Consider the following 12,814-nt stretch of genomic DNA (forward strand, 5'->3'; position numbering starts at 1 on the left):
ATGGCGGAGAACCAAAAGAAGGGCCGCCTTTGGGGGTGAACCCTACTTCTTGGTTGGCGTGTCGTAGTCCACGACGGAATACTCCTGCAGCTTGGACAGCTTGTGGATGGAGTCGATGTAGCGGATGGTGCCGGACTTGGAGCGCATGACCAACGAGCGGGTCGTAGCACCGGAATTGCGGTAGGAAACACCGCGCAACATGTCACCATTGGTCACGCCGGTGGCAGCGAAGTAGCAGTTTTCAGAGGAGACCAGGTCAGTGGTGGTAAGGACGCGGTCCAAATCATGGCCGGCGGCGCGGGCCTTTTCTGCTTCCTCTTCATCCTTCGGCCACAGCTTGCCCTGGATTTCGCCGCCCATGCAGCGCATAGCGCAGGCGGTGATGATGCCCTCTGGGGTGCCGCCGATGCCCATCATCATGTCGATGGAGTTCGAATCCTGGCAGGTAGCGATAGCGCCGGCTACGTCACCATCCATGATGAGGCGGACCTTGGCGCCTGCGGCGCGAATTTCAGAGATGAGCTGTTCGTGGCGGGGACGGTCAAGAACCACCACGGTCAGATCGGTGGGGCGAATATTCTTCGCCTTTGCTACGGACTGGATATTCCATTCCACGGACTCGTTGATGTCGATAGCGCCAACTGCCTCGGGGCCAACGGCAATCTTTTCCATGTAGAAGACTGCGGAAGGGTCATACATGGTCCCGCGTTCGGCAGCCGCAATGACGGAGATGGCGTTCGGGCGGCCTTCCGCCATCAAGCGGGTACCGTCGACCGGGTCTACGGCGATATCCATCGCGGCACCCTCGCCGGTGCCTACCTCTTCGCCGTTAAAGAGCATGGGGGCCTCATCCTTTTCGCCCTCACCAATGACAACGACGCCGTTCATCGCTACGGAATTGATGAGCTTGCGCATGGCGTCGACCGCCGCGCCATCGCCCTCATTCTTCTGGCCGCGGCCTACCCAACGGCCGGAAGCGAGTGCTGCTGCCTCGGTGACACGAACCAGTTCCATTGCCAGGTTGCGGTCAGGAAGATAAGACGTATTTTCGGACATGTGTAGTGGTTGCCTTCCATAGTTTTCTCATCGAGGGGTGTTCCCCTTGATGCTCTACCTTTCCATTCTCGCACTTTTTTGCTCTAATGGGTTCGATTTTGCGCCCCATTTGTGGGGGATTGACAGATCTTTCGGAGCAAAAGGGGCCGTGTGGCTTTTTGAAAGCAGGCCGTGCGATACTAAGGCGCGTGGCTGCAGAAGAAAGACCAAAGATTTTTGAAGGCGCGAAGGATATTTCCCTGTCTCTCGCCGTCGTGGTGATTATGATGCTGCTCGCCGTGGGAGCGACCGGCCTGTGCTCAATTAACTCCGAAACCCAGCAGGGAGCGGTGCAGGAAGTGGATGAACAAACCTTCCTAGACACCCAGGCTCGCGCAGGGGTCGGTGCTATTCGCAATCCCGAAATGCCGGAGGGCTGGGAGGCCAATGCTGCCCGCCGCGTAGATATGGGCGGCGAGAACGCCACCGTGGTCAGCTGGGTGACCGCTGACCAAGGGTTTGTGGAGTCTACACAAACGCAGGTCGCGGCCGATAAGGCAGGCGAGACGTACGACGCCAACTACCGCGGCATTGAATCCGCTCGCGAGGTCAAGGGGCACCAAGTGCGGGTGCTAGAAAGCGACGATGATTCCGTGCGCCGCCTCTGGGTTACGGATTTGGGCGATGCCCGCCTCATCATCTCCGGCGCCGCGGACGACAGTGACTTTGAGGCTGCTACCGCTGCGTTTATCGACGCCGCACCTATAGCCGAAAAATAACCTCGCCCAAGCCTTCTTCCGCGGCGGTGGCGCTAAGTCCGTCGCGGGCCTGGGCTATAACTTCAGCTAGGGCCTGCGAGTCTAGGCCGCTGAGGCGTGTTTTTCCTGCAAAGACATCGATGCGCTCGCGCTGCGAGCGCTGCGGATAAATGGCAATCTCGCGTACTTTGTCGTCCGTAAAGCGCAGCACCACGGATTGGGAGAAGTAGCTCACCTCATTATCGTCGCGGGTGTGTGCAGGGCCGAAGAATTCTTCTACGAATTCTCGGGAGTCTCCCGCCATGATGGAACCGGCGGCCGCGGATTTCGATACAAAGTCCACGCGCTCGCCTGGATAACCATAGATCTGCACTACTCGTCTCCTTCAGCGTCTGCTTCTTCGGCCTTGTCGAGCGCGTCTTCCACACGCTTCGCCGCGCCGTCGAGGTGCGCCTCGCACGCACGGGCAAGGGCCTCGCCGCGCTCCCAGTACTTCAGCGACTCATCCAAGCCCATTTGTCCGAGCTCGAGAATCTTAACGGTTTCAATGAGCTCATCGCGGGCTTGCTCATAGCTCAATTCTTCTACTGGGGTAAAAGCATCCTGGCCTGGCTGGCCGGTACCAATGGTGTCATCGGACATGATTTTCTCCTCGTCTGGTGATTAATCGGCGGCCTGGGAGGCCATAGAAACTGCGGTAATAGATCCATCGCCCACGCGAATGCGCAGTTGAGCGCCGGGCGGGGATTGCTTATAAGAGGTGACAACCTCGGGCCCGGAACCGTCCTTGGGCACTACCTGGACAATGGAGTATCCGCGGGCGAGAGTCGCCGACGGGCCCAAGGCCGAAACGCGGGCGCGCAGCGATTCCACGTGGCGGGTTTCTCGCTCCACCATGACTTCAATTTCTCGCCGCATGGTGGCGCGGGTGCGCTCCACCTCTTCGCGGCGCGCACGGATGGGGGTCATTGGGTCCGCCATGACAGGCCGGGAACGAATATTGTCGAGGCCGCGCCGTTCCCTTTCCACCCAGCCGCGCAGCGCGGCCGCCATGCGAGAGTGAGCTTCTGCGATTATGGCGCGTTCCTCGGCCACAGAGGGCACGACGCGCTTGGCGGCGTCGGTAGGCGTGGCGGCGCGCAGGTCGGCGACGTTATCGAGCACTGGGCTATCCGGCTCGTGGCCAATGGCAGAGACTACCGGGGTGCCGGCCGCAGCCACTGCGCGTTGCAGTGCTTCTTCTGAGAAGGGAAGCAGATCTTCGACGGAGCCGCCGCCACGGGCGATGATGATGACGTCGACTTCAGGATCCGCATCAAGCTGCTGGAGCGCATCAATAACCTCAGGTACGGTATTCGCACCCTGGACCGCGGTATTGAGGACGCGGAACTGCACCGCTGGCCAGCGGTCATGGGCTACCGCCATCACATCCCGCTCTGCAGCCGAGCCGCGGCCGGTAATCAGCCCAATTTTGTGTGGCAGGTAGGGGAGGGGCCGCTTGCGTGCGGGATCGAAAAGGCCTTCAGTAGCCAGCTGTTGGCGCAGCTTTTCAATGCGAGCAAGCAGATCGCCAATGCCTACATGACGAATTTCGGTGGTCCACAGTGAAAAGGAACCGCGTCCCGCGTAAAAGGCTGGCTTGCCATGGACAATTACGCGGTCGCCGTCTTTTAGCGGCGCCGATAATGACTGCAGCATCGATGATGGGCAGGTTAACTGCACGGACTTTTCCTGTTGTACGTCACGCAGCGTGAGGTAGGACAGCTTCCAGGTGGGCTTGAAGTTAATTTGGGTCAACTGACCCTCTACCCACAGGTAACCCAGGCGCTCGATCCAGCCCTTGACTTGGTCATTGACCTTGCCAACGGGCCAGGGAGTATCCGGTGTATTTGCCGGTTGATTCACACAGCCTCCCTTTCTTCAGTCTGCCGTGTTCTTCCGTCTAGTTTAGGGGCCAGCGCAGTTGATTGTCCCGCTCGGGGTAGCCAGAAAGGTGACGTTAGGCCTCACTATTTTTTTGCGTAGTGTTTCGATACTCTGGGAGCCATGACTGATGGTAAAAATGTTCTCCTCGCGGCCCCGCGCGGATACTGCGCAGGCGTGGACCGCGCGGTTGAGACCGTAGAAAAGGCGCTGGAAAAGTACGGCGCGCCCATTTATGTACGCAAACAAATCGTGCACAACCGTTACGTCGTAGAGTCTCTGGCAGAACGCGGCGTCATCTTCGTCGACGAGGCCTCTGAGGCCCCAGAAGGCGCCCACCTAGTCTTCTCCGCCCACGGTATTTCCCCAGCCGTGCGCGCAGAGGCAACGCAGCGCAAGCAGCTTACTCTAGACGCCACCTGCCCATTGGTGACCAAGGTGCACAAGGAAGCCCAGCGCTTCCAGCGCGATGGTTACCACATTCTCTTGGTTGGCCACGAAGGCCACGAAGAAGTGGAAGGCACCGCAGGCGAAGCACCAGAGGTCACCCACCTCGTGGACGGCGTCGAGGGCGTCGCCAAGCTGCCAGATTTCTTGCAGGATGAGAAGCTTATTTGGCTGTCCCAGACCACGCTATCGGTGGATGAGACCATCACCATTGTCAATAAGCTGCGCGAGCGCTTCCCACACCTGGAGAACCCGCCTTCAGACGATATTTGCTACGCCACCCAAAACCGCCAAGAATCCGTCAAGGCCATTGCGCCACAGTGCGACCTGATGATTGTGGTGGGCTCTAAGAACTCCTCCAACTCGGTGCGCTTGGTTGAGGTGGCGCTGGAGGCAGGCGCCAAGGCTTCCCACCTCGTTGATTTTGCCAAGGAAATCGACGAAGCCTGGCTGGAAGGCGTCCAGACCGTCGGCGTAACCTGTGGTGCTTCGGTACCTGAGTTGCTGGTACGCGAAGTGCTGGAGTTCCTGGACGAACGCGGTTATAGCGACGTAGAGCAGGTAACTACCTCTACTGAGACGATTACCTTCGCCCTACCGCGCGACCTGCGCCCAGCACGCACCTAAGTAGCGTTTGCCTATACGGCAGTTAAAACGAAAGAAAGGCCCGGAAACGGGCCTTTCTTTGTGCTTTAATCCTCGTCGTAGAGGTTATCGTCCCAACCTTGCTTGGGCTGTTCCTTCTCCTGCTGAGACGCCGGGACGGAATCGCCAGCGCGCCGGGCTGGATCCGGGCGCAGCGGATTGTCGCGTTCCTCTTGTTGCATTCGGCGGCGCTCTTCACGGTCGCGCCCACGCAGGCGATCCTTGGGCGCGGGGCGTGACTTCTTTAACGTGTGCGAGGCGCGGGCGCGCTGCGGAGCGGCTTGAGACTGCTTGGAGTTCTTTGCCGGTTTATCGCGCGCCATCAAGTCTGCAACCGATAGGCGTTCCTCGCGGTTGCGGCGGTCTTGTTCGGCGTCGGCACGGCGGGAAGCGGTTTCCATTTCGGCGGTGCGCTTGGCCGTCTTGCGATAGCGTGCCCAGCGCAGCCAGGCGATGATTGCCGCACCCACGAAGGCAATGAGGAGCCACAGGAACCTCTGGACAAGGGGGAACGCCGCGGTGACGATCGCCGTCTTGGAAAACGCCGATGCGCCGTCTGGCAAGTTGGCCTTGGTGATAAAGAAACCGGCCACGCCCACCGTTATGGCATACACAATGGGGATAGAAGCCACGGTGAGGAAGAGGCCGCGTTCTTCTACGATGAGCGCCACCAGCAGCGAGCCGATGACAAGGAACGCGAGGTAAGCCCACCCGATGGAACCCATCAGGATGGAAATCAACGCGCCCGTGAGCAAGAGTGCCGCGAGCAGCCCAAGGCCCTTGCCCAGCGTGATGCTGGGGAGACCGGAGCTTTGGGCGGTGGAGGACTTTCTTTGCTTGGCTTGTGACACGTCGGAAGATCCTACCGGTTGCCGCCGGCCCATGGCTATTTCCACGCACGAAAGCGGCGGATTTATAGTGCCGAATTCCCGCGCGGCCAGGTATCAATAGGCAAGGGCTCCCGCGGGGTGCGATCCGTGCGGCCGGGGATATCCATCTCATGCAATTTGCGGGCGGTCACGCCCACGCGGGAATCAAGCGAAGAAAGCGTGGCGTTATAAGCCTCGACTGCTTTCTCCAGGTTATGGCCCACCTTGCTGTAGTGATCAGAAAGCGTATTCAGGCGCGTATACAGTTCGCGCCCTAAGCGCTGGACCTCCTTAGCCTTGGCGGAAATGTCTTCCTGGTGCCACCCCATGGCCACCGTGCGCAGGAGGGCAAAAAGTGAGCTGGGGGTGGCGATGACTACATTGCGTTCAAAGGCATACTCGATTAGTTCTGGATCCACCGATAGTGCGGCATCAAGGAAGGGGTCTGCGGGAACGAAGAGGATGACGAACTCGGGCGTTGGTTGAAACGCCTCAATATAGTCCTTCTGCGATAGTGCTTGGACGTGGCCGCGCATGAGGTGCGCGTGGCGGCGGAGGAAGCCGGCGTGCTCTTCTGGGTCATCGGTTTCTAGGGCGTCAAGGTAAGAGGTAAAAGGAACCTTGGCATCGACGATGATGTGGCGGCCACCGGCCAAATTGATGAGCATGTCAGGGCGGACGATGCGTCCGCCTAATGGGGCGGAGACCTGGCAATCAAAGTCCACGTGTTTGGTCATACCGCCTAGCTCCACCACGCGCTCTAATTGCACCTCGCCCCAACGGCCACGCACATTGGGCGAGCGCAAAGCGGTTACTAGTTTGTCGGTGCGTTCGGTCAGGCGGGAGGAGGTGCGGGTCACCGCCTGCACCTGGCTGGAGAGGGAGGCGAGCAGCGCGGTGCGGTCCTCCTCAATTTCTTGGAGCTGAAATCCCAAGCGGTCCATGGCCTTTTCTAGCGGTTGGAGTTCGGCTTGGCGGCGCTGCGAGTCTTGTAGCGCGCGGTGCTCGGCGCTCGGCGCGGAGCGCGTAGCGGAGTAAGAATGGGCCAGCCAGCCCATTACCGCGCCGAGGATGAGGCCGATAAAAAGTAGCAGCACGGGCAAAGTGGAAGTCATGACTTCCAGCATGGCACGCGCCGCCGACACGACCCATTATTTTTTCGAATCTCCGTTCAAAAGGCCTTCGAAGGCGTCGCGGGCGCGGCGCAGGTTTGCGCGCATGCCGGGCTTGTCATGCTCCTTGGGGGTGGATTCCACATTGAGGGCGGCGTCGAGGGAATTGGAATCGCCGTCCGCGGAGACGTCGGCAAACGCGCCTTCTGGGGCTGCATAGTCCGGCATCTTGAGCCATGCCTCGCGCTTATAGCGCCCTTGGTCTTCGGTGTAGCGGCCGATGAGATAACCAGCCACGGTAGAAAAGTCCAGATCAGCGGCGGTCTTTTCGCCCGACTGCAGCTTCATCATGTCTTGGCCGTAGCGGTAGGCCACCGCAAACATAGCGGCCGCCGGAACCGCGAGGAAGCCACCTATCAGGCCAAAGAGAGCTGAGCCTACCGTGACGGAAACCAGGACGATGACCGGGTGCAGGTCCATGGCCTTGGACTGCAGCCAGGGCGAGAGAACATTGCCTTCCAACTGCTGGACCAGCAACACCAAGCCGAGGACGAGAAGAGCCTTGGTTACGCCAAGGGAGACCAACGCGATGGTGACGGAGAGGGCGCCGGCTACGATCGCGCCGACGAAGGGGATGAAGCCCGCGATAAAGGTGATGATCGCCAAAGCCATGGCCAGCGGAACGCCGATAAGGGCGAGGCCGACGCCGATAAAGACGGCGTCGACAAGCGAAACCACTGCCTGCGCGCGAATGAAGCCGCCCAGCGTATTCCAGGCGCGAGTAAGCAGCTCCGTCAGATGCCAGCCGGCGCGCTTGCCCGTGGCATCGCGCAGCCAGGGAAGGAACTTAGCGCCGTCCTTCAGGAAGAAGAAGGTCAGCACCAACACGATGAAGAGCGTGACCAAAATGGAGGTGGCGGTGCCGATGCCGGTAAAGACCGATCCGGCGATGGCACCGGCGCGTTGCTGCAGCCAGGACGCCGCCTCGTCGATGTAGCTACTCATGTCATCGCTATCGAGGTTAAGCGGTGGGCCCTGGGCCCAGAGCTGCAGGCTTTGGATGCCGGAGACCGTCTGCAGATACAGCGACCGGGATTGCCGCATGAAATCTGGGGCAACAAAAGCAATGAGGCCGCCAACAGCCGTGAAAGAAACCAAAATGGTTACGGCGGCCGCCAACGCGGCGGGAAGGCCAATATTGCGCAGCTTTTTAGCCACCGGTGCCAGAACGGTGCAGATAATAAGGGCCAAAAGAACTGGCAAAAGCCCCTGCCAGAAGTTACCCAGCAAACGGTAGAGGGCGTAGAGGAATACGCAGATGATGAGCAGGCGAACGGCCCATAGGGAAGCGGCCTTAACCACCTCGCCGGCGATGACGGAGCGGTCTACCTGATCGCCTGGTGGATGTGGGGATACATCCTCCAGCTTGCTGGTGTCGAAGCTTTCATCAAACTTATCGCCCAGGCCCGCTTGGGGGTTATCGGGCAGCGGTTGGTTATCAGAATTCACCCCACCATCTTGCCTTAAAAGAAGGCGGGTGCGTTAGGATTGGCCCCGTGAGTCTTACACTAGGAATCGTCGGCCTGCCCAATGTGGGCAAGTCCACTTTGTTTAATGCCCTGACCCGTTCCGAGATCCTGGCGGCGAACTACCCGTTTGCCACCATCGAGCCCAATGTGGGCCTGGTGGAGCTGCCGGATTCCCGCTTGACCCAACTGGCGGAGATGTTTAACTCTGAGCGCATCCTTCCTGCCACCGTGTCCTTCGTGGACATCGCCGGCATCGTCTCCGGCGCTTCGCAGGGTGAAGGTATGGGCAACGCGTTCCTAGCTAATATCCGCGAGGCAGACGCCATTTGCCAGGTAGTACGCGCCTTCTCTGATGACAATGTCATTCACGTCGATGGCAAGGTGGACCCGCGCAACGATATCTCCGTTATTAATACCGAGCTCATTCTTGCGGACCTCCAGACCATCGAAAAGGCCCTGCCTCGCCTGGAAAAGGATGCGCGCAAGAATAAGGACTTGGCCGCCGAGGTAGAAGCAACCAAGAAGGCCCAGGAGATTCTGGAAGATGATCGCACCCTCTTCGCCGCCGCGAAGGAGGGCGAGATTGACCTCGCCCTCGTGCGCGATCTGCACCTGATGACGACTAAGCCTTTCCTCTATGTCTTTAACTCGGACGAAGCAGTGCTTACCGACGACGCTAAGAAGGAAGAACTCCGCCAGCTCGTCGCCCCGGCCGAGGCCGTATTCCTCGATGCGCAGACGGAAACCGAGCTGCTTGAGCTGGAAGAAGACGAAGCCCGTGAGTTGCTCGAGGCCGTAGGCCAAGATGAGCCGGGCCTAGCCACCCTGGCTAAGGCAGGTTTTGCCACCCTGGGTCTGCAGACCTACCTCACCGCCGGTGAGAAGGAGGCCCGTGCGTGGACTATTAAACAGGGCTCTGCCGCACCGCAGGCCGCTGGAGTCATCCACACCGACTTTGAAAAGAAGTTCATTAAGGCCGAGATCGTTTCCTTCGATGACCTTGTAGCCGCCGGCTCCATGGCCGAGGCTCGTGCGCATGGCAAGGTCCGCCAAGAGGGCAAGGACTACATCATGCAGGACGGCGATGTGTGCGACTTTAAGATCGGCGGCTAATCCCACCCCTTTGAACTGGCCCTTTGTCAGAAGGAGAAGGCGCCGCCCACTCGCGCGCAAGAGAAGGTAGCGAAGGCGAACCTTCCGCGTTACTGTGGGCGGCGTACCCGAACAAAGGAGGCCGCAACATGGCTGAACTAGATAACAAGACCATTGCCATTATCGCTACCGATGGCTTCGAAGACTCTGAGCTGACCTCCCCGCTGGAGGCCGTGAAGAACGCTGGCGCTACCGTGCGTGTCCTCGCCCCAAAGGCCGGGACCATCACCGGCAAGAAGGGTACGGAGATTTCCGTGGACGCCGCTACCGCTGACTCCACTGGCGAGTCTTTCGACGGCATTATTCTGCCTGGCGGTACCGACAACGCCGACCTCATCCGCTTGGACAAGGCCGCAGTGGAAATCGTGCGCAACCACATGAGCAAGGATCTGCCGCTTGGCGCTATTTGCCACGGCGCTTGGATCCTGGCTGATGCTGAGGCCCTCAAGGGACGCACCCTGACTTCCTTCCCTTCCCTGCAGACCGACCTGCGCAATGCAGGCGCTACCTGGGTAGATGAGGAAGTTCACTGCGACCAGGGCTTGGTCTCTTCCCGCACTCCAGATGACCTGCCAGCCTTTAACGCCAAGCTGGTAGAAGAGTTTGCAGAGGGACAGCACTAAAGTTCCGCGAATGTAAGCCACGGGAGTTTCCCGTGGCTTTTTTCGATCTTGCGCCGGTGTCGCATGCCCGATAGAGTTAGGTTTTCCTGAAGGGGAGTAGTTCCCTCGGTTAGCTCCGAGATGACTGGTCGACATACTGGCGTGTAGCCCGGCCAGCCAGCGCCCGCAGTGCCCGCGGCCGTGAACGAGACCTTCGGTCCGCAACCGCACCGAAGGGAGAGGTGACTATGTCCTCTATTGGCTCAGAGCAGCGGATTCTTGAGCGCTTCATGCAGCTGTCCATCGCCGCCGCCGTGGCCACCATCATCCTCAAGTCCTTGGCCGCGTGGTTTACCGGCTCGGTGGGTTTCCTGTCCGATGCCCTCGAATCCATCGTGAACTTAGTTGCGGCCGTCGCCGGCTTTTATGCACTCCGGATTGCCGCTAAGCCGGCCGACGATAACCACCAGTTTGGCCACGGCAAGGCCGAGTATGTCTCCGCCTTGGTGGAGGGGGCAATGATTCTTATTGCGGCCGGCATGATCATTTACACGTCGATCCAACGCTTCTTTGTTCCGCAGCCGATTGAAGAGCCAGGCTGGGGCTTGGCGTTGTCCACGCTTTCTTCCGTGCTCAACGGCGTGGTGGGCATTGCGCTCATCCGTGCGGGTAAGCGCTACCGTTCCGCCACCTTGGATGCGGATGGGCACCATTTGCTTACCGACGTCTGGACTTCCGTTGGCGTCCTTATAGGCATCGCCGCCGTATTCCTTACTGGCTGGTGGTGGCTGGATCCCGTAGTGGCGCTGGCAGTGGGCATCAATATCTTGTGGACGGGCTATAGCCTCCTGCGCGATTCGGTGAGCAGCCTGCTTTCTGAGGCGCTTCCCGACGACGAGCGTCAGAATATTCGGCAACTGCTAGCGCAGCTGGAGCAGGAACACTCGGTAAACTTCACGGATCGTCGCACCGTGGCCTCTGGCCGCCAGCGGTTGGTGTACCTGACCATGGAGGTGCCAGGGGAGTGGAGCGTCATGCACTCTCACGAGGTTGCAGACTCAGTGGAAATTGCCCTCGACGAGCTGTACCCAGGCTGCAGTGCGTTCATTCATGTGGAACCAGCGGGCCTGGAAAATCGGCGCCCGTACCTATTCCGCTAAGGCTTAATCTTCTAAGTTTTCTGCCCATCACTGTGGTGTATGTGTACTAGACCAATATGTGTGTAGGCCCGTTCGGGTGTACGGTCCTGTATGCCGCCTGTGGATTCTCGGAGAAAAAATACACCCTCTTTAAAGGATCCTGTGGGGTGGCTGTCGCCGCATTTCGGGGGTGTGGTGAACAATGGACGATTTGGAGATCGTGAAGGGGAGCGTCTAAGGCGCTGCGAGCGAGAGAATCGACATCCGGTTCCCGCGGTTCGGGTACTTATGGTGCAGATTTCCCAATGTTATAGAACTGTTACTAACCGTCCTGAGCTGCATGAAGCTCGGCTTTGGTGAACAAAATCGAGGAAAATTCCCGCTAGCGGTCGAAAAAATTTGAATTCTCCGTATGGTGGTTGTCACAGCAATCAATTGGAGATTTTCACCCCCACACTCCACGTGTGGGGGTGAGAAAATGTCCTTTTGTTTGGTTGAAGATAGCTATACCAATAGCAGAAAGGATTTACTGACAATGGGTAAGAACATTAAGGACCTCTTTAACGCAACCGCATACGACAAGGACGGCGAGAAGCTGGGCGACGTTAACGAGGTATTCGTTGATGACCAGTCCGGCCAGCCTACCTTCGTTGAGGTTAACCACGGCCTGTTCGGCATGAACTCCAGCCTGGTTCCGCTGCGTGGCCACGACTTCTCCGGCGATGACCTGAAGCTGGGCTTCTCCAAGGACCGTATCAAGGATGCTCCGGACTTCGACTCCGATAAGCCGCTGACCCCTGAGGCACAGTCCGATATCTTCAAGCACTACGGTCTGGATAACGCACACGACGTTACCGACTACAAGGATTCCAACCTTGACTCCAAGCGCGACGTTCAGGCTGGCGCTGACAAGGACCACAACCTGACCGCAGGTGCTGGCGCTGCTGGTGCTGGCGCAGGTGTTGCAGGTGCAGGCGTTGCTGGTGCACACGCTGACGAGAAGAAGGCAGCCACCCACACCACCGACGACGCTGCTACCGAGCGCAAGGCTGGCGTAGCTGATGACGCTGCAGCTGCACGCACCAACAACGATGGCGAGCTCATCCGTTCCGAGGAGCAGCTCAACGTCAACAAGGAGCGCGTGGCTACCGGTGAGGCTCGCCTGCGCAAGTACGTTGTGACCGACACTGAGAGCGTTGAGGTCCCGGTTGAGCGCGAAGAGGTTCGCGTCGAGCGCACTCCAATCAACGCTGAGGATGCCAAGAACTACAACGGCTCCATCTCCGGTGACTCCGAGGAAGCTTCCGTCACCCTGCACGAGGAGCGCGTGAACGTGAACAAGGAAACCGTTCCGGTTGAGAAGATCAACCTGAAGAAGGACACCGTTCGCGACACCGAGACTCACACCGAGGAGCTGCGCAAGGAGCAGATCGACACCGATGGTGTTGACGGCCTCAAGAAGTAAAAGCGCATAGCTAAACGCCCGCAAGGATTACCTCGCGGGCGTTTCTTTTTGCCTTATTTAGCTTGAGTTCAGAGGGTCGTTGCAACACTTTCCCTTAGGAGGGTGTTGTTGTGTCTGGGGTTGTCGGCCCGTTTCATT

13 protein-coding genes are annotated in these 12,814 nt (G+C 59.1%); 6 read left to right on the forward strand and 7 right to left on the reverse strand.

The window, feature by feature from the left end; translation table 11 throughout:
• Positions 1–42: 42 nt before the first annotated feature.
• Positions 43–1,056 carry a class II fructose-bisphosphatase gene (gene glpX, locus QP884_RS08295; RefSeq protein ID WP_284821674.1) on the reverse strand — a complete coding sequence of 338 codons (1,014 nt, stop codon included), beginning with the start codon at positions 1,054–1,056 and terminating at the stop codon, positions 43–45.
• Positions 1,057–1,244: 188 nt separating this feature from the next.
• On the opposite strand from glpX, the gene QP884_RS08300 reads away from it, so the two are divergent.
• Positions 1,245–1,814 (forward strand): DUF4245 domain-containing protein, encoded by a 570-nt coding sequence (locus QP884_RS08300; protein WP_049378465.1) that lies wholly within the window; start codon positions 1,245–1,247, stop codon positions 1,812–1,814.
• Here QP884_RS08300 and QP884_RS08305 read toward each other — a convergent pair.
• Genes QP884_RS08305 through xseA form a run of 3 tightly spaced genes read right to left on the reverse strand, consistent with a single transcriptional unit; the run spans position 1,798 to position 3,698 of the window.
• Entirely contained in the window at positions 1,798–2,166 is a 369-nt protein-coding gene (locus QP884_RS08305; protein ID WP_284821675.1) for a hypothetical protein, read from the reverse strand. The genes QP884_RS08300 and QP884_RS08305 overlap by 17 nt on opposite strands.
• Positions 2,166–2,435: an exodeoxyribonuclease VII small subunit gene (locus QP884_RS08310; protein ID WP_005323588.1), complete on the reverse strand. Its 270-nt coding sequence runs from the start codon at positions 2,433–2,435 to the stop codon at positions 2,166–2,168. Before QP884_RS08310 ends, QP884_RS08305 begins: the two co-directional genes overlap by 1 nt.
• Before the next feature lie 21 nt (positions 2,436–2,456).
• The gene (gene xseA / locus QP884_RS08315) at positions 2,457–3,698 is read right to left on the reverse strand and encodes an exodeoxyribonuclease VII large subunit (protein ID WP_284821676.1); all 1,242 of its coding nucleotides are present in this window, start codon (positions 3,696–3,698) and stop codon (positions 2,457–2,459) included.
• Between the two features lie 141 nt (positions 3,699–3,839).
• Here xseA and QP884_RS08320 point away from each other — a divergent pair, with 141 nt between their 5' ends.
• Positions 3,840–4,790, forward strand: coding sequence for a 4-hydroxy-3-methylbut-2-enyl diphosphate reductase (locus QP884_RS08320; RefSeq protein WP_284597196.1), 951 nt, complete (start codon positions 3,840–3,842; stop codon positions 4,788–4,790).
• Positions 4,791–4,855: 65 nt separating this feature from the next.
• On the opposite strand, the gene QP884_RS08325 is transcribed toward QP884_RS08320, so the two are convergent.
• From QP884_RS08325 to QP884_RS08335, 3 genes are all read right to left on the reverse strand, one after another.
• Positions 4,856–5,659 carry a DUF6542 domain-containing protein gene (locus QP884_RS08325; protein ID WP_284821677.1) on the reverse strand — a complete coding sequence of 268 codons (804 nt, stop codon included), beginning with the start codon at positions 5,657–5,659 and terminating at the stop codon, positions 4,856–4,858.
• A 62-nt stretch (positions 5,660–5,721) separates the two neighbouring features.
• Positions 5,722–6,792: a DNA recombination protein RmuC gene (locus QP884_RS08330; protein WP_239228024.1), complete on the reverse strand. Its 1,071-nt coding sequence runs from the start codon at positions 6,790–6,792 to the stop codon at positions 5,722–5,724.
• A gap of 36 nt (positions 6,793–6,828) precedes the next feature.
• Positions 6,829–8,298 (reverse strand): AI-2E family transporter, encoded by a 1,470-nt coding sequence (locus tag QP884_RS08335; RefSeq protein ID WP_284821678.1) that lies wholly within the window; start codon positions 8,296–8,298, stop codon positions 6,829–6,831.
• A gap of 47 nt (positions 8,299–8,345) precedes the next feature.
• On the opposite strand from QP884_RS08335, the gene ychF reads away from it, so the two are divergent.
• The 4 genes from ychF (at position 8,346) to QP884_RS08355 (ending at position 12,676) form a co-directional block, all read left to right on the forward strand.
• Entirely contained in the window at positions 8,346–9,431 is a 1,086-nt protein-coding gene (gene ychF, locus QP884_RS08340; RefSeq protein WP_284821679.1) for a redox-regulated ATPase YchF, read from the forward strand.
• Between the two features lie 128 nt (positions 9,432–9,559).
• Complete coding sequence (locus QP884_RS08345) at positions 9,560–10,093, forward strand: type 1 glutamine amidotransferase domain-containing protein (RefSeq protein ID WP_284821680.1); 534 nt, start codon at positions 9,560–9,562, stop codon at positions 10,091–10,093.
• Positions 10,094–10,320: 227 nt separating this feature from the next.
• A complete protein-coding gene (locus tag QP884_RS08350; protein WP_284821681.1) occupies positions 10,321–11,232 on the forward strand; it encodes a cation diffusion facilitator family transporter in 912 nt (303 codons plus the stop codon).
• 514 nt (positions 11,233–11,746) lie between these two features.
• Positions 11,747–12,676, forward strand: coding sequence for a PRC and DUF2382 domain-containing protein (locus QP884_RS08355; RefSeq protein ID WP_284821682.1), 930 nt, complete (start codon positions 11,747–11,749; stop codon positions 12,674–12,676).
• Positions 12,677–12,814 lie beyond the last annotated feature (138 nt).

Origin of the sequence: Corynebacterium tuberculostearicum, from assembly GCF_030229345.1 — a bacterium.
Taxonomy (GTDB): Bacteria; Actinomycetota; Actinomycetes; order Mycobacteriales; family Mycobacteriaceae; genus Corynebacterium; species Corynebacterium tuberculostearicum_G.